The sequence below is a fragment of the Culturomica sp. genome (genome assembly GCF_003524185.1).
In the GTDB taxonomy this organism is placed as follows: Bacteria; Bacteroidota; Bacteroidia; order Bacteroidales; family Marinifilaceae; genus Culturomica; species Culturomica massiliensis.
In genome coordinates, this window is the sequence record NZ_DOED01000039.1 from 76486 (window position 1) to 97884 (window position 21399).

Here is a 21399-nt window from a genome sequence, read left to right on the forward strand (position 1 = left end):
ACGATTCCCGGCAAACAGTTTCCAGACACAAACAGAACCGGATAAACATACAAATTTGCCCGGGTATACAAAGTAAACCCGGGCAAAATCCAAGCCCCTTCAGGACTCTATAAATATTCAGCCTAAATATTCTTTTCCAAAATTATTTTTTTTGTTCATCCTTCTTTTTTGTAGTAATAATAATTACACCGTTTTTTCCTTTCTCTCCATATATTTTTATAGCCGATTCATCCTTCAGTACTGTGATTGTCTGAATATTATTCGGATCGGCTATTTGGGATATATCTTTTACGGATTCCGGCTGAATAACATCGTCTATCACATAAAGCGGCTGGCTTCCGGCAGACATCATTTTCAGGATTGGCTCTCCCCTATCAGACCTAACTGTAAAACTACCCGTCACGATGATCTCATCGACTTTTCCGCTTAAAGAGAAATTAACCGGAATCATAAAATCATAAGGAACGGCTTTCCCTCTTTGCCGGGCAGGAGTCCAAGCGGGCATCATTTTCACTACCCGTAATGCTTCCTTGTCCAATAACGGATCAACGCCTGTCACTACCTGGGGGTCGATAATTTTCCCTTGCTCATTCACTCTGAAACCGACCATCACTTCTCCGGTGATACCTTTTTGCTGGGCCTCCTGCGGGTATTTTACATTTTCGAGCAGAAAAGCTTTAAGGGCTACATCTCCGCCCGGAAATTGAGGTGTACTTTCCACAACCTCCATCACTTCATTTTTTATCTTTGTCTTTTTCTTTGCAGTATAAGCAACAACTTCCACCCGGTCCAGGACTTTAGCTTCCGGTTGCAATTCAATGACCAGATCAGCCTCTTTACCGTCATCCACAAAATTGTCGGCCTTGACTTCTATAGTTCTTCTCCCGACATAACTCACAACGATTGTCTCTCCCTTATTCAATTCCAAAGTAAAATTACCTTTCTTGTCAGTAGTCGTTCCGTAGCTGGTTCCCTTTACCAAAACAATAGCACCTGTTACCGGAGTCTTACTTTCATTTAAAACTGTGCCTTTCACCTGAATTTTCTTATCTGTTTGCGGTTGCCGGGCGATCACTTCCCGGGCAACTGCCTTTTCCGGAAGCAAACGTGCTAAAGCCTGTACATTACTGGACATAACCAACAGTCCGGTGACAGGCACCAACAGAGCATATTTTAAAAGTCCCGCCCGCGATGTTTTTCTTTTATTCATCATGATAATCCGTTTTTTTAACTGTGAAACATTGAAATTATTTACGATTTGTGCTGCAGCCGATTGATGCGATAAACGCAGTAAATGATATTGATAATTTTTCCGGTTATATCCCGCCTCCATGACATCCTGATCCGCCAGAAATTCCAGATTCTGGCGAATCTCATGCCTTAACAACCACACCGCCGGATTAAACCAAAAAACAATGCATACAAACTCACTCAACAGCATATCCAGGGAATGTTTTTGGGCGACATGTGCTTTTTCATGAGCCAGAATTTCCTGCATCTCCCGAAGCGTATAATCGTCCGGATGCATAAAAATCCAATGGCAAAAAGAAAAAGGAGCAATTCCGCTACCGGGAGAAACAACGGTTGTTCCCAGACAATCCAAACGTTTCCCCAATCGGATAAAACGCCAGATATACCATAATTGCACCAACATCCGTACGCATAAAAACAAGGCCCCTGCCAGATATATTCCCCACAATATCCGTTCCCACGTCAGTACAACAGCCTGCTCCTGCGGTAATACGGAAAAAGCGATGTGCTGAATATCCATTGCATAACGAACCAGCACAACCTGCTGTTCTTCTTTTATCCAACTTGCAATATCGATAAGAGGGTAAACAAAGGATAATCCCAGGACCGTTAACAAACAAGCCCGTTTTATCCCAAGAAAAGTGTCTTTCCCGAAGACCAAACGGCAAAATAACCAAAATACCAACAATGCGATATTCACTTTCAAAATATAGACATACAAATTATCCATAATGCCTTCTTCATTTTAAATTCCGGACCTTAACCAACATTCCCGATTGTAGATTTCAGATTAAATAAATCCGCCATCGGATCCTTTTGCCAAGCAATCTAAAATTTACAATTTCTATGAATGTCATTTCAGATCGTTCCAAACCGATCTTTTTACACTCCTGTCCCGGTCCGGGATATCCTATTCCTTCTCTATTAAATCTATAATCTCTTTCAGCTCTTCAGTCGAAATCTTTTGTTTCTTCGCAAAAAATGCAACCAGCTCCTTATATGAATTGGCAAAATAGTTGCGCACGACTCCCGACATAAATTTCGTCTTATATTCATTTTCTTCGATCAAAGGCCGATAGGCATAAGTATTGCCGTAACGCTTACTTTCCACATATCCTTTCTTTTCCAAATTCTTCACGATGGAAGCCACTGTCGTATAGGGCGGACGCGGTTCTTCCATCTGCATCAGGAAATCCTTAATTACTCCTTCTTTTACTTGCCAGATAATCAGCATAAGTTCTTCTTCCTGAAATGTCAATTTTTCCATCATCCTGATTTTTGTTTACGATTATATCGCAAATCTACGAATATTTCGTAATAAAACAACTGTCAAGCGGAAATTTTTTATTTTTCTCAAAAAATACCCTGAAAAAAATTGCCTGAAAATTCCGGTTCAGGAATTCCCAGGCAATACCGATATTAAGATCAGTGAAAATTATTCAACGACAGTAATCCAACCGAATTTATCCGGTTCGTCTCCGTATTGGATGGCACGCAAACGGTGGTACAATTTTGTACTCCATTCTCCGGCTACATCCGGTTTTCCGAAACGGATGCTCTTATTGTTTTCCAGATCATCGATCTGGCTGATCGGACTGATGACAGCAGCGGTTCCACATGCTCCTGCTTCTTCAAAAGTTTCCAACTCTTCTACCGGAATATGACGGCGTTCTACTTTCAATCCCATATCTTCGGCCAACACCATCAGGCTGGCATTGGTAATGGAAGGTAAAATCGTATGGGAATACGGAGTAATATACAAACCGTTCTTTATACCGAAGAAGTTAGCCGGACCACATTCGTCGATGTATTTCTTTTCTTTCGAATCGAGGAATATAGCCGTTGAATAGCCTTTTTCATGGGCCACAACACCTGAGCGCATTCCGGCTGCGTAATTTCCTCCTACTTTGATATGCCCCGTTCCATTGGGAGCTGCACGGTCGTATTTCCGTTCCAACATCACTTTCGTCGGTTTGAAACCTTCTTTAAAATAGGGTCCTACCGGAGCAACAAACACCACAAACATATATTCTTTAGCCGGAGCAACCCCCATTTGCGGGCCTACACCGATCAAAAGCGGACGAATGTACAGGCTGGCACCTGATTCATAAGGCGGAACAAACTCTTCATTTGCCTTGATCGCTTTGACTACTGCTTCTGTAAACAATTCGACAGAAGGAGCCTGCATCATCACATAATCTGCAGAATTCTGCATCCGTTTTGCATTCTCTTCACAACGGAACAAACGGATTTTACCGTCTTTGCCTCGGAAAGCTTTCATACCTTCAAAAGCTTCCTGTCCATAGTGGAGACAAGTTGAAGCCATGTGTATACTCAACATCTCCGAATCGCTTATTTCCGGAGCGCTCCATTTGCCGTCTTTATAATAACAGCGTACATTATAATCTGTCTTAGAATAACCGAAAGACAAATCTTTCCAATTCATGTTTTTCATTGTTGTAATATTTAAATTCTAACCAGTAAAACCAATATTAATTGTAAATTGTAAATTTTAGATTGTAAATTTTAAATTGTCTGAACAAAGGGGGTCGTCGTCGGATTTATGAATCCCAAATCGTCAATCTAAAATTTACAATTTATCTATGTATTATTAAAATAATCGGCTTGCCTTTTTATTTTACCAATGTCATTTCATCGATCAGGTTTTTCGCACCGGCATATTTATCGATTACGAAAAGCACATAGCGCATATCTACATTGATACACCGTTGCAGGTTTTCCTCAAAATCGATATCTCCGGACATCGCTTCCGAGTTACCGTCGAAAGCCGCTCCGATCAGTTCGCCGTTCGCATTGATTACGGGTGAACCCGAATTACCTCCGGTAATATCATTGTCTGTAATAAAACAGGTTACGACATTGCCTTCGCCGTACTGACCGAAATCTTTTGCCTTATAAAGTTCCTTCAATCTGTCCGGTACTTCGAATTCGCCTCCTTTCGGGCCTTCCTTTTCCATCACGCCGGTCAGGGTCGTATAATAGTCATAGAACACGGCATCCCGCGGTTTGTAACTTTTTACCTTTCCATAAGTCAGACGAAGCGTTGAATTTGCATTCGGAGCCATAACTTTGTCCGGTTCCATCTGCATCAGCCCCCTCACAAACAAACGGTTGTTTTTAGCGATGCTTTCCTTCATATCGTTCATGTAGGCCGAAAGTTTGATCCACATTCCGATGTAAGAGGTGCCGGCCTGATAAGCCAAATCTTTTTTCAATTTTTTACAATTCGGCTTATCGATGAATGCATCCAAAGCTTTCTCATTCATAAATACGGAGGTGTGAAGCATGTCCCGGGCAAATTCTTCATAATTTCCTTTGTATTTCTTATTGATCATTTCGATAATCTCCGGTTTCAGATCGGGGTCCACATTTTCATCGTACATTTTAAACAATGCAGCAAATAAGCGGGCATCCAGTTCGGCATTATAATCCTTAAAAAACTCCTGTGCACTTTCTTTCAGGGATTTCCGGATTTCTGCTTTTTCTTCCGCAGTAGTTTCCTTATCACACAATTTCTCAAGTTGTCCGGCAAAAGCATAAGCTGTCTTATGGGCTTCCGGTCCTCCCAGTGCTTCGAATAAATAAGTCTGAGCCTCGGCATAACTCCGGATATCCTTAAAGTTTTTCTCCAACTCGGGCAATACATTACCGTATTGAGCCTTACGGGCAGGATCGGCATTTACCCAAGCTGTAAATTCCGCCTCTATCTCCTTTTTATTTCCCATCGTATTCAATTGCTCCAGCGCTTTGTTCTGTTCGTAAGAATATTTCCAGTAATTGGCACTGCTGGCATGTTTTGAAGCATACTGGATACGCGTTTTCGGACTCTTATCCATCTCTTCTTTCATGATGCGTAAAGCTTCCGTACGCACTTTATAACGAATGGCATTGGTGGCATCTATCGTATTTTGCAAGCTATAGCTGGTAGCAAAGCGGTCTGTCGATCCCGGGAAACCCATAATCATTGCAAAATCACCATCCTGAACGCCTTTCAGGGATATCGGCAAATGGTGTTTCGGTTTCAAAGGAACATTATCTTTCGAATATTCCGCGGGACGACCGTCCGGACCGGTATAGATACGGAACATGGAAAAATCACAGGTGTGGCGCGGCCACATCCAGTTATCGGTATCTCCGCCGAATTTACCCATGCTCTGGGGAGGAGCACCCACTAAACGAACGTCTTTGTAAATGGTATACAAAAAGAGGAAAAACTGATTTCCTTCAAACATAGAAATTACCTGACCGCTCAAATCGGTACTGTCGGTAGCTTCTTTCACGATCACTTTGTAGATGCTATCGAGGGCAACGTCTCTTTCCATTGCGCTCATATTGTCGTTTAATACGGCATTTACCCGGTCGGTTACGTCTTCCATTCTTTCCAGGATAGAAGCGGTTATACCCGGATTGGTCAATTCGTCTTCCATTTTATAAGCCCAGAAACCATCGGATAAATAGTCGTGTTCTACCGATGAATGTGCCTGAATCGCACCAAAACCGCAATGATGGTTGGTAATCATCAGACCCTGGTCCGATACGATTTCTCCGGAACAAAAATGACGGAACGGCCGGCCGATATTTCCCAATCCGACGATTGCATCTTTAATCCCGGGCTTGTTTACAGAATAAATATCTTCGGCGCTTAATTTGAAGCCCATTTGCTGCATTTTTTCAATGTTCTGCTGTTTTAACAACGACAACAACCACATCCCCTCATCAGCCCGAACCATTGAAACCGTAAGCAACGTCAAAATAACAATCAGTAATCTTTTCATATTTCTCTTTTTTCCTGTTTTTTAATATTAATTTGTAACTTTAGCACTTATATAACTGCAAATATATAATTAAATCGTTTGAAAAAGAATTATTCCTAACGTTTTTCAAGAGATAATAAACGAAGAATAATTACAGTAGCATAAAGTTACAAATCTATAAAATCAATCGGAGAACTTTACTTATTTAAATTCCGGAAACTGAAAATTATCTTATTTTTGTATCCGATAAATGCATTCCGGCGTAGCTCAAATAAGCCTGACTTTGCATTCAGAAAACAAAATGACAGCAGAAAAACAAAACATCAGGGAAATCACGACGGAGGAGATTGCTCAATTCCTGACTTCAAAAGGAGAAAAAGCCTTCCGCGCCAAACAAATCCGGCAATGGATCTGGCAGAAAGGAGTACATAGTTTCGATGAAATGACCAATTTGCCTAAAAGCACACGGGAGTTGCTTGCCGGGCAATACATATTCGATTCTCTTACGGCCGACCGCATTCAATCGGCAACAGACGGTACGACCAAAACAGCCTGGCGCCTGCATGACGGGAATTATGTGGAAAGCGTACTGATTCCCGGCAACGACCGCTATACGGTTTGTGTATCCTCTCAGGCAGGCTGCCAATTAGGATGCAGTTTTTGTGCGACAGGTACTTTAGGCTTCAAGCGGAATCTTACTCCGGGAGAAATATTCGATCAGGTCGTTGCTGCCCGGGAAGAAGCGGAGAAACGGGAATCGCAGTTATCGAATATCGTCTTTATGGGCATGGGCGAACCTTTGATGAATTACGACAATGTACTCCGGGCTATCGACCGGATTACAGCGGAAGACGGCCTGGCCATGTCGCCTTCCCGCATTACCGTTTCCACAGCCGGTATTCCGGACAAAATCCGGCAACTGGCAGACGATGACGTACGTTTTAATCTGGCCGTTTCCTTACATTCCGCCCGTGAAGAGATCCGGAGTAAGCTTATGCCGGTAAACCGGGCTCACTCCCTGGCAGAACTGGCAGAAAGCCTGAAATATTTTACAGGCAAAACAGGCATCCGCCCCACATTCGAATATCTGTTACTGGCAGGAATAAACGATTCATTGGAGGATGCGAAGGTTTTAGCAGCTTATTGCCGTCAATTTCCCGTAAAAATCAACATTATCGAATACAATGCCGTAGAAAACTCCCCGTTTCGCCACAGCCCTGAGAAACAACGGGACAGTTTTATCCGTTTTCTCGAGTCCTGTAATATGATCGTCAATATCCGGCGCAGCAAAGGAAAAGACATCGATGCCGCCTGCGGACAGTTAGCCAATAAAGCCAATAAAAAGAAATGATTATGTATATCTTATCCGCAATACTCCTGTTGCTGAATGTTTTTATCATCGCATTACTCTTGCGTAAAAAGAACGATCATGCGACAGCCGAATTGTCTTCTTTGCGGGAAGACATCGGCCGGCTGGAAAAAATCATACGGGAAGAGTGCCGCTATTTATTGGAAAACCATTCCAAAACAGCCCGCGAGAACCGCGAAGAGCTTGCGAAATCGTTAGGAGCTTTCCGAACGGAAAATGCTGAAAGCTTAAAGCATATTGCCGAACAAAATTTTCAATCACTGGAAACTGTCCGGCGGACTCTTGATTCGTCTTTCCAGGAATTCCGGAAAATATTTACTGAAAACATACAAAGTTTCAATGAGCTCCAACGGGAAAAATTCGGAGAGTTGAGTAAAAAACAAAGCGAACTGCTGCAATCCACGGAAAAACGCCTGGATGAAATGCGGTCGACTGTAGACGAAAAACTTCAGAAAACACTGAACGAACGTATCGGCCAATCGTTTGAAATGGTAAGCAAGCAACTCGAACATGTACAGAAAGGCTTGGGTGAGATGCAATCGCTGGCCCAGGATGTCGGGGGGCTGAAAAAAGTACTGGGAAATGTCAAAATGCGCGGTTGTATCGGGGAAGTCCAGTTGGAAATGTTGCTGGAGCAGATTCTGGCACCGGAACAATACGAAGCCAATGTAAAAACCAGAAAGGGATCGGATACGCTTGTCGAATTTGCCATTAAGTTGCCGGGTAAAGACGATAGCGGTAATTGTGTGTACCTTCCCATCGACGCCAAATTTCCCAAAGATGCATACGAGCAGCTTCAAAATGCTTACGATTCAGGAGATACGTCAGAACTGGACGCGGCTTCCCGAAACATCGAGCAAACCATAAAAGCGATGGCGAAGGACATCCATGACAAATACCTGGACCCGCCTTATACAACAGATTTCGGAATCATGTTTTTACCGTTCGAGTCTATTTACGGCGAAGTGGTCCGCCGGGCCAGCCTGTTAGAGCAGCTTCAACGCGATTACAAAGTGATTGTAACCGGTCCGACCACCCTGGCTGCCATTCTCAACAGTCTGCAAATGGGATTCCGTACGTTGGCCATCCAAAAACGGAGCAGTGAAGTCTGGAAGGTGTTGGGTGCCGTTAAAACCGAATTCGAAAAGTTCGGAGGCATGCTCGAAAAAGCCCAGAAAAATATACAAACGGCCAATAACCAGATCGAAGAAGTGATGGGCAAACGGACACGGGCTATACAACGGCATTTGCGCAATGTAGAAGCACTTCCGCAAAGCGAAAGCGAATTGCTGATACCCATCGGACAAGAGGACCTTCCGGAAGAAGAAAACTGATTCCGGACACAGGTTCTAATATAGGAAATAGCCTGCTACTCCCGCCAATATAATCAATAGTATGGGATCGACTTTTTTCAGGGAAGCCAGAAAAACTATGCCAAAAATCAACCAGCTTTTATAATCCTCAAAATTACGCCCGTTCATCAGCAACAGGGCTGCCGCAGCAATCAGGCCGATCACTGTCGGTTTTAATGCTCCCAATATAGCTGCTACATAAGCATTATCCCGGAACATAAAGAAGAAACGGCATACCAGTGTCATCAATATGATCGAAGGCAGGCTTACCGCAAGGGTACATACGGCAGACCCCCATACACTTCCCGTAGCCGTATAACCGATATAAGTGGCCGTATTAAAAGCGATAGGTCCCGGTGTTGTCTGCGAAATAGCCACTATATCCGTAAAGTCGGAAACACTGATCCAGTGGTGAACTTCAACAACCTCGTGCTGGATCAAAGAAATCATGGCATAACCACCTCCGAAACCGAAAAGCCCGATTTTGAAAAAGGCCCAGAACAAGCTCAGATACAAACTCCATTCATCCATTACTTTCTCTTTTTCAATTGCAACATATACCAGCCGATACCGCCGGCTATCGCCACCATAACGATATATACCGGGGATATTCCAGCCAGCCAGATCAGCAAAGCCGCGGCAACCGGAATCCACAAGTTTCTCCAGGTAATACCCGCTTTTTTACCCATATTCCACAACGGGGCAGCAATCAATGCCACAACAGCCGGGCGGATTCCCTTGAATACCCGCTCCACTCCGGGGTTGTCCTTGAATTCGGTAAATACCAGAGCGATGAGCAAAATAACAATAAAAGAAGGGAGAATAATCCCCAAACCTGAAATCAGACTTCCCTTTATTCCCCGCATTTTATTACCGACAAAAACAGCCGTATTCAGAGAAATAGGTCCGGGTACCGATTGGGCTATCGCCAGCATATCGATAAATTCATCCTCTTCCAGCCATTTTTTCCGGTCGACCACTTCCCGCTGGATCAGCGGAATCATGGCATACCCTCCACCGAAAGTGAATGCCCCGATCTTGAAAAAAGCCCAAAATAAACGGAAATACAAATTCATAATCGTCCAATTACGAATTGACAAATAAAACCTGCCCCTTATTGTACGTTACCGAGGCCGGCGATGATTCATCCGAATCCGACACAAAGGTATATTTTAATTGTAGATTTACGATTTTAAATTTTAGATTAAATAAATCCGGCAACGAATCCCTTTGTCAAGCAATTTAAAATTTACAATTTATATGTGCATCGATTTATGATTTTCGATTCCTCTTTTTTGCAGAGAGAGATTGTGAATATAATCTATAATACTTTAACAACCGGATTGTGGGTTCAATCTAAAATCGTAAATTTACGATCTGCAATTAAATGTGTCTTGCGGCCAAATTTCTAAATTATGAAAAAGCGTCTGATCATCTTATCCGCCAGTGTGGTACTAATCGCAGTTCTCGTATGGTTTGCCATTTTCCGCGATGCACGCCGCTATTCCATCAATATGGCTATTCCTGCCAATGCATTGTTTATTGTCCGGACTCCGTCTTTCAATAATGTTTATAATAAATTAAAACCCAATACCATCTGGCAATCCCTGAAAGACTATCCCTATTTTCAGGAATACCACCGCAACATCGAGCTTGCCGACTCCCTGGCCGGCGTATACCCCACTTTACGCTCGCTGGTCACGGATCGTCCGTTCGCCCTTTCCTGCCACCGTCTCCCAAGCGGAAAATACGATTTTCTCTACGTATGCGATCTGCAAAAGCTGAATGTTATCAAAACGTTCGAAGACTTTCTTCCGGCGCTGATAAAGGACTACGGTTTAAGAATCAGTAAACAACCCAATCGTATCAACCGTTTACTATATGAGAACTATATATTTTATTATACTTTTCAGGATAATTTGCTTATCGGATCACTTTCCGAGGAATTGGTAAAAGAATCGGTGAAAACCTGTGAAGACCGCAAAAAGCAGAAAACAGAAAACTATAAAAACGACATCACCCTTTATCTTAACCACCGGGAATTAGGACATTGGCTGGGAAGCGATATTTCCGCACTGACGGATAAAAACGAAACAGCTTTTCTCGACAGCACTTTTTTATCTGTAAATCTGAAAAACGAAGAGATCGTTTTTACAGGATGCAGTTTACCGGACACCGCATATTCTCCTATTTTAAACGCGATAAAGAGCATCGGAGGAGGAACCTCTCATATCAAGGAAATCGCCGGGGACAATACAGCCTCTTATCTTTCCTTTTGCTACAGTTCTTTTGCCGATTTAAAAAAAGCACTGACCGACAATTATCGTACCCAAAATCCCGGTCAATGGAACACGTATGATGCTTCCCTGCAAAAACTCAACAAATTTTTAAAAATCGACGTACTCGATATTTTCACCTCCTGGATCGGCAATGAAATTGCCTTAATCAAACCGGAGTGTGCCGGCGAACAACCGATGCAAACCGTTATTCTGGCCATTCACAGTAAAGACATCGACTACGCCCAAGACCAGCTGAATTACCTTTCCGAACAGATCCGGCTCCGCACTCCGGTTAAATTCAGAAACATCAATTACAACGGATACATCATCAATTACCTTAGCCTGAAAGGATTCTTCCGCTTATTCGCCGGAGGACTGTTCGACAGGCTGGAAAAACCTTATTATACCATAATCGGAGATTATGTTTTATTCAGTAATTCCCCCGCAGCCCTGACGACGACAATAAAAAAATACATTCTCGGACAAACTTTAGCTAACAGTGAGAAATACAATGTCTTAAATACACAATTGGATAACGATTCCAATATCCAGTTGTACGTCAATATGCCGAATCTCTATCGCTATCTCTATTTATCCATACCCGAAAAATCGCGCAAAGAACTAAATTCCAACCGAAACGCAGCTTTAAGCTTTGAACAATTCGGTATGGAACTGACTCAAGACGAAGGATTGTTTAAAACCCGTATCGTTGCCCGTTATAATCTCAACGCTCCCGAAGATTACGAAATCAAAGAAATCAACGAAAATTTCGAGCAATTGGCAGACGAAATTGAGTCCGGTCGTTACCTTCCGGCCATTCCCGACAGTATTCTCATCAGCACCCTTACGGATTACACCTGGGAGTCGGAAAAATTCATTATGAAAGGACGCCTGAAAGACGGTGCTCCGGAAGGTTTCTGGAACATTTACAACCGCAACAACCGACTTGCAGGCCAGGTTCCGTTTGACAACGGGAAAGCCAACGGGTTAGCCCGCTTGTTTTACGACAACGACAAACTTAAAGCCGAGATCGAATACGACCGCGGGAATATCAAAACCTACCGGGAATATTTTCCGGACGGCATTTTACGCACGGAACTGGAGTACCGGCGGGGCAAACGTCATGGGACAGCCCATTTCTATTATACAACGGGCCACCTCCTTTGTGAAGGCAAATATAAGAAAGGACTCCGCAGCGGCACCTGGCACTACTATAAAGTGACCGGAGAAAACGACAAAAAAGTCAAATTCTGATTAAAGTTGTCTCAACTGTCCGATAATCGTATCCTTCAAAATAGTAAAACGGGCGAGATTTTCCGGTTTTACCGGACTCTTGGGCTGTGATTTAATGGTCAACGGATTGATCGGTTTCCCATTTTCATACACCCGGAAATCCAGATGCGGTCCGGTTGCCAATCCTGTACTACCGACATAACCGATAACTTCTTTTTGAGCCACTTTCGAACCGACTTTGATTCCTTTTTCAAAACGGGACAAATGCATATAACACGTCACATACGTCCCATTGTGTTTGATTTTCAGATAGTTTCCCCCTCCTTTAGCCTGATAGCCTTTGGCTATCACCGTTCCCGCACCGATTGCATACACCGGAGTGCCCACCGGAGCGGCATAATCGACCCCATGATGAGCCCGGTAGATTTTCAACACCGGATGGTAGCGGCTATTGGAGAAACGGGAAGATATCCGGAAAAAATCGAGCGGAGCCTTGAGGAATGCCCCTTCCAGACTTTTACCGTGCTCATTGAAAAAGAGCACTTCCCCATCCTGCAAAAAAGGGATCGCATAATACGCACTGTCGGCATGAACGAATACCGCACCCACAATACTGAAATTAGACAACTCCTGTCCTTCCACACTCTCCTGCTTGTAGAGCACCCGGAATTCATCTTCTTTTTGCAGGCCGAAAAAATCGATTGTCCAGCCGAATATCCGGGATAGCTCGACGGCCAATAAGGGGTCTGCATTACAACTCACCATGGCATTCCACAAAGACGATTCGACTTTTCCTTTAACAGATTTGGGAACCCATTCTACGGGATATTTCCCGATGGTAACTTTACCGTTTTCCCGTAAATCGAAAACGACATAGGAACGGGGATCGGCCTCATACACAAAATAAACCGGTTCGGGAATACTGTCTTTTGTCGAAAAGAAAGCATACGACTGACCGCCACGGATTTTTCTGACATCGAACACGCCCTTCGAGTTTTGAGCAAGCTGATGCACCTGACGGCCCGTCAATCCATGTGTCTCCAAAATAACCGATAAACTCTGATTGCGTTTTACAACGCCGTAATCCACCTCATAATCATTCAACGGAATACCATATTTATAGACGATCTTCTGCACCTCCAACGAATCGACGATATCAACCTCATCCAACGATTCGACAGGTGTCCAGCGTTTCGGCATAAAAATCACCAACAATAAAATAATCCCCAAAAGAGAAGAAAAAATAATCTGCTTTTTTTTCGTCATATTACGATTAAATTTATCTATTCAGCTATCTGTTTTGTTATCCCAAAAACGATTTTCCGACCATCGCTTGCCTCTGTTCTCCTTGGTTTTCCAGGCTACAAACCAAATGATGGCAACAACAACACATCCCAGCCCCGCATAATAAGACAGCGCATGCGGAAGTCCGAAACCTTCAGGCGCAATGCAAAGGTAGGTAGAACATACGCATGTCATGAACAATGCCGGAATGAGTGTAATCCAGTAATTTTTTCCGGATACGACCAAAAAAACCGTTATGGCCCATAATGTAAACACGGAAAGTGTCTGATTGGACCAGGCAAAATACCGCCAGATCATATCGAAGCCCGCGGCATCCTCCATGCTATACAATAACAGGGCAATCGCTGCCAAAAACATGGGAATACAAATATACAAACGCCGGCGGATACTTTTCTGTTCCATATGCATAAAATCCGCCACAATCAAACGGGCGGAACGAAAAGCCGTATCTCCCGAGGTTATCGGTGCTGCAATCACGCCTAAAATCGCCAGAACGCCGCCTACGGTCCCCAGCCAGTTTTTCGTAATCGCATCAACAATGACGGAGGCATTATTTTCCCCCATACCGTTTTCATGATAAAAATAGGTTGCTGCTGCCGCCCAGATCAAAGCCACAATACCTTCTGTAATCATCGCACCGTAAAACACCGGCCGGCCATACGTCTCATTTTTCAGACAACGGGCCATCATCGGCGATTGGGTTGCATGAAAGCCCGAAATCGCACCACAGGCTATACTCACGAACATAATCGGAAATACCGGCAAAGCCGCAGCGTTGGGATGTGTATTCTGGACGCCGTCCCACAGTTCGGGCAAAGCCGGATGATAGACATACAACATGACCAAAATACCGACGGCCATAAACAACAAAGCTATGGCAAAAACCGGATAAATCTTACCGATAATCTTATCTATCGGCAGAAGTGTAGCCAAAATATAATAAAGGAATACAACAATAATCCAGAATGTCGTGTCCAAAGAATCGGGTGTCAGTTTCGCCAAAAGTCCGGCCGGCCCGGCCACAAAAACAGCTCCTACCAGTATCATCAACACCACCGTAAACACCCGCATCACCTGCTTTGTCGTTATTCCCAGGTAACGTCCGATTATCTCGGGCAAACTCTCTCCTCCGTGACGCATAGACAACATCCCTGAAAAATAATCATGCACGGCTCCAGCTAAAACACTGCCCAGAACGATCCACAAATAGGACGCCGTCCCGAATTTCGCTCCCATAATCGCACCGAAAATAGGTCCCAAACCAGCAATATTCAAGAACTGAATCATAAAAATCTTCCAGGTCGGCAACGGGATATAATCCACTCCGTCAGCTTTGGTCACAGCCGGAGTCTGCCGCTTTGCATCAGGTCCGAACATCCGCTCTACATATTTTCCATACACAAAATAGCCGACAATCAATATCAGCAAACAGACACTAAAAGAAACCACAACTTAATCTATTTTCAATTCAACTATTTTCTTCCTTTATTTTTCTTTTTCCCTCTTTTTTCTCTCTTTTCCCACTTTTCTTCCCGCATCTGACGTTCCTGTTTTTTCACCACCTCAGCCAAAACAAAATCCAACTGCCGGGCAACCAGATTCGCCTTTGCTACCCTTACCTTCACTTTATCTCCTAACTGATAACGCTTCCCGTGATGCCTTCCGACAATGCAATAATTTTTCTCGTCGAATTCATAATAATCGTCTTCCAGTTCGGTTATGGACACCAGACCTTCACACTTCGAATCGTCCAATTCCACATAAAATCCCCATTGGGTAACTCCTGAAATCGTACCGATAAAATCCTGACCGATTTTATCCGACATGTATTCAACCTGCTTATACTTTATGGAAGCCCGTTCGGCATTTGCCGCCAACTGCTCCATTTCCGACGAATGTTTGCACCATTCTTCGTAACGGTCCCGGTTGGCCGAACGTCCTCCGTCCAGATAACGTTGCAACAAACGATGCACCATTACATCCGGATAGCGGCGGATAGGCGACGTAAAATGGGTGTAATACTCAAAAGCCAGACCGTAATGTCCGATATTCATGGTCGAGTAAACCGCTTTTGCCATGGTACGTACAGCCAGAGTTTCAATCATATTCTGTTCGGGACGTCCCTTCACTTTCTGCATCAGGCCATTGATTGAAGAGGTCAACGCTTTCCGGCTTCCCAGTTTCAATCCATAACCGAAACGGCCGATAAATTTATTAAATTCTTCCAGCTTCTCATCGAAAGGCTTATCGTGAATACGATATACAAATGTCTTTTCCTTCTGATTCCCTTTTATTTTTCCGACCTTCTCCGCAACCTTTTTATTGGCCAGCAGCATAAATTCCTCGATCAGCTTATTGGCTTCTTTGGACTCTTTAAAATACACCCCTAAAGGTTTTCCTTTTTCGTCCAGATCGAATTTCACTTCAACATGATCAAAATCGAGAGCTCCGTTTTTAAACCGTTCTGCCCGTAATTTCTGTGCCAGATCATTCAACAGCAGTATTTCTTCCTTATAGTCGCCTGCATTCCCTTCGATGATTGCCTGCGCCTCTTCATAGGTATAGCGGCGATTCGATTTGATTACCGTACGTCCGAACCATTGCTCCAACACTTCGGCATTATCATTCATCTTGAAAACGGCGGAAAAACAGAGTTTTTCTTCATCCGGACGCAACGAACATACGCCATTCGACAATTTCTCCGGCAACATCGGAACCGTACGGTCGACGAGATACACAGAGGTCGCACGGTTATAAGCTTCCTTGTCCAAAGCCGTATCCGGAGCTACATAATAACTGACATCAGCAATATGCACCCCGATTTCATAAAGCCCGTTCTTGATTTTTCTGACCGACAAAGCGTCGTCGAAGTCCTTTGCATCCTTCGGGTCGATCGTAAAGGTCACTGCTTTCCGGAAATCCTTACGCCGGGCGACTTCATCAGCCGGCAGTTCCATCGGAATACGTTCGGAAGCTTTGAGCACTTTTGTCGGGAAGGCCACCGGTAACTCATATTCCGCCATAATAGCATTCATTTCCGTATCGTTATCCCCCGGTTTTCCCAATACTTGTATAACCGTTCCGACAGGATTCTTCTGGGCTTCCGGCCATTCGGTAATTTCCACCACCACTTTATCCCCGTCTTTGGCTCCATGCAACTGAGCCAACGGTACAAAGACATCGTAAGGTAATTGCTTACCGCTGGGCATCAGAAAAGCATAGTTTTTCGAACGCTGAATAATACCGACAAACGTCGTCCGTTTCCGCTCCAGAATCTCCACCACTTCTCCCTCCGGACGGCTGTTACGCCTGCGGGCATATACCCATACTTTTACCTTATCTCCATTCAGCGCATGGCGTAAATTCGGAAATGCGACAAATATGTCGTCTTTGCCCTCTTCCGAAAGGATATAGGCGGCACCCTTCGCCGTGAGATCAACAATCCCGGTGACATAGGAACCTATCGCTTTACTCCTGTATTTCCCCGGTGTTTCCTCCAACAACTCTCCGGCATCGCGCATCTCCTCCAACACTTCTACGATCAACCGCTTCGTTTCCATATTCTTCACTTCCAAGTGTTTTGCCACCTGCTTGTAATTATAGCATGAGCCGGGATGTTGTTCAAACAATTCTCCCAATCTCTTCCTCAATTCGGGCTTAGCAATGATCGCTTCTCCCTTTTTCTTATTTTTCGACATATTCATAAATTTTGCCGAAAGACAAAGGCTGGAAGTCAGCAGGCTATGGCACATACGGCATTTCCTAAAGGGTCAGACTCAACAACCGATCGTACTCTCGGATTTCGATGCCCTAAATTTAATGATTAAAAAACAGAGTGTACTCAAAAAAAGAAAAAAATCCATTCTCTCCCGGAACATCTTCCTTTTTTCACCGAAGTATTCCTAAAGCCATAAAAAAACCGTCCGGAAAATTTCCAAACGGTTTTCATATAAGTCTGTTGACTTATTCAATAGTTTTGCAGTCTCTTTGTGTACAGACACTTAAAGCACTGAACTATATACTTGATTTCGAACAATTACTTATAAAAGTAACTTGTCTTATTTTATCAATCCTGCATCGAATTTTTCTTTTACCTTAACAAGCATATCCGTCGTCATATTCTGCAAGTTGTATTCAGCTTTCCATCCCCATTCTTCATGAGCACATGAATCGTCCATGCTGTTCGGCCAACTGTCGGCAATTGCCTGTTTTACGGGATCTACCTGATAATCCATTTTGAAATCCGGAATATGTTTGCGAATTTCCGCAGCGATCTGTTCCGGCTCGAAACTCATCGCAGCAATGTTAAAGCTGTTCCGGTGCTTCAATTTGGCCGGGTCAGCTTCCATCAACTCAACGACAGCCCGCAAAGCATCCGGCATATACATCATGTCCATATATGTGCCAGCCTTTACATTGCAGGTAAACGAACCCTTACGGATTGCATCATAATATATCTCTACTGCATAATCGGTTGTACCGCCACCGGGCAGCGTCACATAGGAAATCAATCCCGGGAAACGTACGCTCCGGGCATCCACACCGAAACGGTTGTAATAGTAATCGCTCAACAATTCTCCGGTCACTTTACATACTCCGTAAATCGTCGTATTGGAGCGCTGCAACGTGTCCTGCGGTGTCTTATCTTTCGGCGTATCCTTACCGAAAGCACCGATAGAGCTCGGTGTAAATACGGCACAATTATTATCCTTTGCAATGTACAATGAATTGGTCAATGCTCCGATATTAATGTCCCATGCCAATTTCGGATTTTTTTCTCCGGTAGCCGACAATAAAGCAACCATGTTAAAAATCGTATCAATACCGTATTTCTTTACAATAGCGGTATATTTTTCCCCGTCAAGGGCATTCAATTCCTCAAACGGTCCGGCCTCAGCCAGTGCCTTACATTTTTCAGCGCTGATATCAGCAGCCACGACATTATTATTCCCATAAAGAGATCTCAAATGAGGAACCAGTTCGGATCCGATCTGTCCTCCTGCACCGACTATTAATATCTTTTTCATTGCAGAATTTAATTTTAAATTGTTCTTAATTCAACAGCACCTACCTCCGTCGAAATCGTTACAAATGTAATAATTAAAATTTTTTACAAAGCTAAAAAATGAAATATTTTTTAGCATTTAAGTAAAAATTTATCAGGTATTCTTATTCTCAGCTTCATAAAAATAATCTATCTGTAAATCAGTACGTTTATACGCAGAAACAGCCAATTGGTCGCAGCGTTCGTTCTCCGGATTATCGGCATGTCCTTTCACCCAAACAAAACGAACCTTATGTTTCCGGTAAATTAACAGGAAGCGTTTCCACAAATCGGGATTTTTCTTTCCGTTGAATGCTTTTTTTTCCCAACCGAATACCCATCCTTTTTCAACGGCATCTACCACATAACGGGAATCGGAATAAATCGTTACCTCCTCACCCTCGTTTTTCAAAGCCTCCAGCCCGACGATGACAGCCAGCAATTCCATCCGGTTGTTTGTCGTCAGCCGAAACCCACCCATCAATTCTTTCCGGTAAGGTCCGGCCATCAATACCACGCCGAATCCTCCCGGCCCCGGATTTCCACTGGCAGCGCCATCCGTATATATCGTTATCTGATTTCCCATAAATTTGTCACACCACTATATAATATTGTACCCTCCGCATCAAGCCTTCAAAATTAAATTTTCTTTTAATAAGTTCCAATTCCAGGCGACAGGATAGCTGAAAGTAAAAACAGGCTATTCCCCTGTAAAGAAAATAGCCCAACGAAACCGTTTGTTTACTGTTTTTTATCGTAACATCAATCTGTTTGTGGAGGGCGTCCGACATTTTCCGATTCCTCTTTCAGTTCATCCATATAATCGGCCAGGTTATCCCTGGCATCTTCGTCGTCGTTTTCCAATATCTCCCCCAAAGTATCTTCATACGCTTCGCGTAACCTCTCGTCTTCCCGGATTCTCTCGGCATCTGTCATCTCCGGCTTTACCTTTTGTGTTTTTTTCTTCGTGCTCATAGTATTTACCATTAAAACAAAGCATTATCGTAAAAATAGTACGCAGAGAAATGGAAAAAGTTAGAACCGGACTTTTACAAGAAATAGAAAAAAAGGTTCATATACACTTAGGAAACAGTATCAAAATAATTCAGGTTCTTTGAACATTATAAGGTTTTCTTTCCCGTCTTTTTAACGGGCTTTTCATATTCACAGTTAAATCTTACATAAAACACAACAGCATTAAATACAAATACATTTGCCAAATCAATTCAAAGCATAAATATTTGACTTCAAATAATACATCGACAAAATATCATACAGACACCCGCTTTTTACTCGTATAAGATTAAACAATACACATCAATAAGCATGTGTATTATATCACAAAAAATTGATAAATTACCACTGAATGAGTTTCATCCGCAACAAATTGCACCGCTCTTTTAATCATCGGATCTAATGTATGCAAAACTGTCTCATCATGCGTCAAACATTTCAATTTTTCAATCGTTTCTATTTCATGAATTATTTTTCCCCTCAAAACTTTTTCTTTTCCTCATCCCCCTCCAACTGCATGATCCGTGAACAGTCCAAAAAGTCGGCCGATTATCGGTAATAAAGAAATGCTAAACGCTTGTTAATTTTCGAGGACAAACAGAAATAATCCTGCCTTCAGATTCTACATGATTTATTTCAGGGGTATACATGATCCTGGAACATTTCTTATGTACAAGCAAAAAATATTTCAAAATTCAGACTTCATATTTTCCCAATAGAATAAATCAGTTTATGAATGGCGTTATATCAGATTACTTTTTCAAGTTCTGCTTCCCTGGCTTCGCCGGTTCCTGCCTTTCCCTGACTACATGATATTCTGAATTATTTATAGCTGATCTTTTCTGTGTATTAAAACCAAAGCAGATCAATCAATCATTTTCTTCTGGCCTGATAAACCCAATGGGCCTGCGGGGAGTTGAGGACAGTTTCTTTTGCACCTGCAATTCTGCAAGTGTCCGGTTAATCAATTCAAGTTGTGTCCGGGTATCCTCGTTAATATCGTTCTGATCAGCAAACATTTCTTCAATATATTCTTTCAACTCCTTTACTTCCCTTTGAAGCAGCGAGCTTTTATCCGTCGGAGGATTGGCTATTAACTGACGGACAGCAACAAATGCACGCATAATATTAATGTTTACCTGTATTGCGGTACTTGAACGAAGCACGCTACTGAGCATTGCCACCCCCATTTCAGAAAAAGCATAGGGCATATATTTCAAATGCTTTCCCTGCTCTGCATTTAAGATCACAATTTGTGATCTTAAACATTCCTCCTTCGTAAGCTGAAACATAAAATCTTCGGGGAAACGTTCAATATTACGCTTCACAGCCTGATTCAAAGTCCGCGTTTCTACTCCATACATTTCTGCCAGATCGCGGTCCAGCATCACCCTTTGTCCTCTGATCTCATATATTTTGCTTTGTATCCTCTGTAACTGATCCATAATTTTCAGGTATATTCAGATTGTATATGATAAATTTAACTGAAATTCAGTATATTTACAAAAATTACAGGGCGTGGAATGTGGATTCTGTTCCGCGGGTGGAAGGTGTTGCGAGCATCTGTCGATCGGAGCATCTGAAATATTTCACGCTTTATGTACAACGGTTCCGTACTCCCATTGGGAGAATCAATACTCCCGCCCGTCCTTGTGTTGTCAGACAAAACGGGTCAGCTGAGCCGTTTCTTTTGCCCATCTTAAATTGATACTATTCCTATGCTTAGATAGTGTTTCAAAAAGTGTGTATGCATACCCTTTTTCATCATCTTTGCAAA

General features: G+C 43.1%; 16 protein-coding genes. 3 read left to right on the top strand and 13 right to left on the bottom strand.

Annotation, left to right across the window (positions count from 1 at the left end; genetic code table 11):
* Nucleotides 1-142: 142 nt before the first annotated feature.
* The 4 genes from DD657_RS13495 to DD657_RS13510 all read right to left on the bottom strand — a co-directional run bounded on the left by DD657_RS13495 (nt 143) and on the right by DD657_RS13510 (nt 6047).
* Nucleotides 143-1981, bottom strand: a complete 1839-nt coding sequence (locus DD657_RS13495; protein WP_287050389.1) for a M56 family metallopeptidase — start codon at nt 1979-1981, stop codon at nt 143-145.
* Between the two features lie 180 nt (nt 1982-2161).
* Nucleotides 2162-2518, bottom strand: a complete 357-nt coding sequence (locus tag DD657_RS13500; RefSeq protein ID WP_021989272.1) for a BlaI/MecI/CopY family transcriptional regulator — start codon at nt 2516-2518, stop codon at nt 2162-2164.
* Nucleotides 2519-2686: 168 nt separating this feature from the next.
* The gene (locus tag DD657_RS13505) at nt 2687-3706 is read right to left on the bottom strand and encodes a branched-chain amino acid aminotransferase (RefSeq protein ID WP_021989273.1); all 1020 of its coding nucleotides are present in this window, start codon (nt 3704-3706) and stop codon (nt 2687-2689) included.
* A 178-nt stretch (nt 3707-3884) separates the two neighbouring features.
* Nucleotides 3885-6047: a S46 family peptidase gene (locus tag DD657_RS13510; protein WP_021989274.1), complete on the bottom strand. Its 2163-nt coding sequence runs from the start codon at nt 6045-6047 to the stop codon at nt 3885-3887.
* Nucleotides 6048-6327: 280 nt separating this feature from the next.
* Between DD657_RS13510 and rlmN the strand changes: the two genes are divergently transcribed.
* Nucleotides 6328-7377, top strand: coding sequence for a dual-specificity RNA methyltransferase RlmN (gene rlmN / locus DD657_RS13515; RefSeq protein ID WP_287050393.1), 1050 nt, complete (start codon nt 6328-6330; stop codon nt 7375-7377).
* On the top strand, nt 7374-8729 hold the full coding sequence (locus DD657_RS13520) for a DNA recombination protein RmuC (RefSeq protein WP_227461815.1): 1356 nt from the start codon (nt 7374-7376) through the stop codon (nt 8727-8729). The genes rlmN and DD657_RS13520 overlap by 4 nt, the downstream gene beginning before the upstream one ends.
* Nucleotides 8730-8744: 15 nt before the next feature.
* Here the strand turns inward: DD657_RS13520 and DD657_RS13525 are convergent, their stop codons facing one another.
* Together DD657_RS13525 and DD657_RS13530 are read right to left on the bottom strand one after the other, a co-directional pair.
* Nucleotides 8745-9278 (bottom strand): chromate transporter, encoded by a 534-nt coding sequence (locus DD657_RS13525; protein ID WP_021989277.1) that lies wholly within the window; start codon nt 9276-9278, stop codon nt 8745-8747.
* On the bottom strand, nt 9278-9823 hold the full coding sequence (locus DD657_RS13530) for a chromate transporter (RefSeq protein ID WP_287050397.1): 546 nt from the start codon (nt 9821-9823) through the stop codon (nt 9278-9280). The genes DD657_RS13525 and DD657_RS13530 overlap by 1 nt, the downstream gene beginning before the upstream one ends.
* 339 nt (nt 9824-10162) lie before the next feature.
* Between DD657_RS13530 and DD657_RS13535 the strand changes: the two genes are divergently transcribed.
* On the top strand, nt 10163-12280 hold the full coding sequence (locus DD657_RS13535) for a DUF3352 domain-containing protein (protein WP_287050399.1): 2118 nt from the start codon (nt 10163-10165) through the stop codon (nt 12278-12280).
* On the opposite strand, the gene DD657_RS13540 is transcribed toward DD657_RS13535, so the two are convergent.
* From DD657_RS13540 to DD657_RS13570, 7 genes are all read right to left on the bottom strand, one after another.
* Nucleotides 12281-13525: a M23 family metallopeptidase gene (locus DD657_RS13540; RefSeq protein WP_021989280.1), complete on the bottom strand. Its 1245-nt coding sequence runs from the start codon at nt 13523-13525 to the stop codon at nt 12281-12283.
* A 21-nt stretch (nt 13526-13546) separates the two neighbouring features.
* A complete protein-coding gene (locus DD657_RS13545; protein WP_287050401.1) occupies nt 13547-15013 on the bottom strand; it encodes a carbon starvation CstA family protein in 1467 nt (488 codons plus the stop codon).
* Nucleotides 15014-15036: 23 nt separating this feature from the next.
* A complete protein-coding gene (rnr, locus tag DD657_RS13550; RefSeq protein ID WP_287050403.1) occupies nt 15037-17262 on the bottom strand; it encodes a ribonuclease R in 2226 nt (741 codons plus the stop codon).
* A 360-nt stretch (nt 17263-17622) separates the two neighbouring features.
* Nucleotides 17623-18591 (bottom strand): NAD-dependent epimerase/dehydratase family protein, encoded by a 969-nt coding sequence (locus DD657_RS13555; protein WP_021989283.1) that lies wholly within the window; start codon nt 18589-18591, stop codon nt 17623-17625.
* Nucleotides 18592-18723: 132 nt separating this feature from the next.
* A complete protein-coding gene (gene rnhA, locus DD657_RS13560) occupies nt 18724-19194 on the bottom strand; it encodes a ribonuclease HI (RefSeq protein WP_021989284.1) in 471 nt (156 codons plus the stop codon).
* Between the two features lie 176 nt (nt 19195-19370).
* Nucleotides 19371-19583 (bottom strand): hypothetical protein, encoded by a 213-nt coding sequence (locus tag DD657_RS13565; protein ID WP_068691050.1) that lies wholly within the window; start codon nt 19581-19583, stop codon nt 19371-19373.
* A 908-nt stretch (nt 19584-20491) separates the two neighbouring features.
* On the bottom strand, nt 20492-21067 hold the full coding sequence (locus DD657_RS13570) for an ORF6N domain-containing protein (RefSeq protein ID WP_287050407.1): 576 nt from the start codon (nt 21065-21067) through the stop codon (nt 20492-20494).
* Nucleotides 21068-21399: the final 332 nt, after the last annotated feature.

What these genes read in the sequence shown, in the direction of transcription:
- DD657_RS13495 (WP_287050389.1), bottom strand. Translation starts at nt 1,981, where the DNA reads ATGGATAATTTGTATGTCTATATTTTGAAAGTGAATATCGCATTGTTG.
- DD657_RS13500 (WP_021989272.1), bottom strand. Translation starts at nt 2,518, where the DNA reads ATGGAAAAATTGACATTTCAGGAAGAAGAACTTATGCTGATTATCTGG.
- DD657_RS13505 (WP_021989273.1), bottom strand. Translation starts at nt 3,706, where the DNA reads ATGAAAAACATGAATTGGAAAGATTTGTCTTTCGGTTATTCTAAGACA.
- DD657_RS13510 (WP_021989274.1), bottom strand. Translation starts at nt 6,047, where the DNA reads ATGAAAAGATTACTGATTGTTATTTTGACGTTGCTTACGGTTTCAATG.
- rlmN (WP_287050393.1), top strand. Translation starts at nt 6,328, where the DNA reads ATGACAGCAGAAAAACAAAACATCAGGGAAATCACGACGGAGGAGATT.
- DD657_RS13520 (WP_227461815.1), top strand. Translation starts at nt 7,374, where the DNA reads ATGATTATGTATATCTTATCCGCAATACTCCTGTTGCTGAATGTTTTT.
- DD657_RS13525 (WP_021989277.1), bottom strand. Translation starts at nt 9,278, where the DNA reads ATGGATGAATGGAGTTTGTATCTGAGCTTGTTCTGGGCCTTTTTCAAA.
- DD657_RS13530 (WP_287050397.1), bottom strand. Translation starts at nt 9,823, where the DNA reads ATGAATTTGTATTTCCGTTTATTTTGGGCTTTTTTCAAGATCGGGGCA.
- DD657_RS13535 (WP_287050399.1), top strand. Translation starts at nt 10,163, where the DNA reads ATGAAAAAGCGTCTGATCATCTTATCCGCCAGTGTGGTACTAATCGCA.
- DD657_RS13540 (WP_021989280.1), bottom strand. Translation starts at nt 13,525, where the DNA reads ATGACGAAAAAAAAGCAGATTATTTTTTCTTCTCTTTTGGGGATTATT.
- rnr (WP_287050403.1), bottom strand. Translation starts at nt 17,262, where the DNA reads ATGTCGAAAAATAAGAAAAAGGGAGAAGCGATCATTGCTAAGCCCGAA.
- DD657_RS13555 (WP_021989283.1), bottom strand. Translation starts at nt 18,591, where the DNA reads ATGAAAAAGATATTAATAGTCGGTGCAGGAGGACAGATCGGATCCGAA.
- rnhA (WP_021989284.1), bottom strand. Translation starts at nt 19,194, where the DNA reads ATGGGAAATCAGATAACGATATATACGGATGGCGCTGCCAGTGGAAAT.
- DD657_RS13565 (WP_068691050.1), bottom strand. Translation starts at nt 19,583, where the DNA reads ATGAGCACGAAGAAAAAAACACAAAAGGTAAAGCCGGAGATGACAGAT.
- DD657_RS13570 (WP_287050407.1), bottom strand. Translation starts at nt 21,067, where the DNA reads ATGGATCAGTTACAGAGGATACAAAGCAAAATATATGAGATCAGAGGA.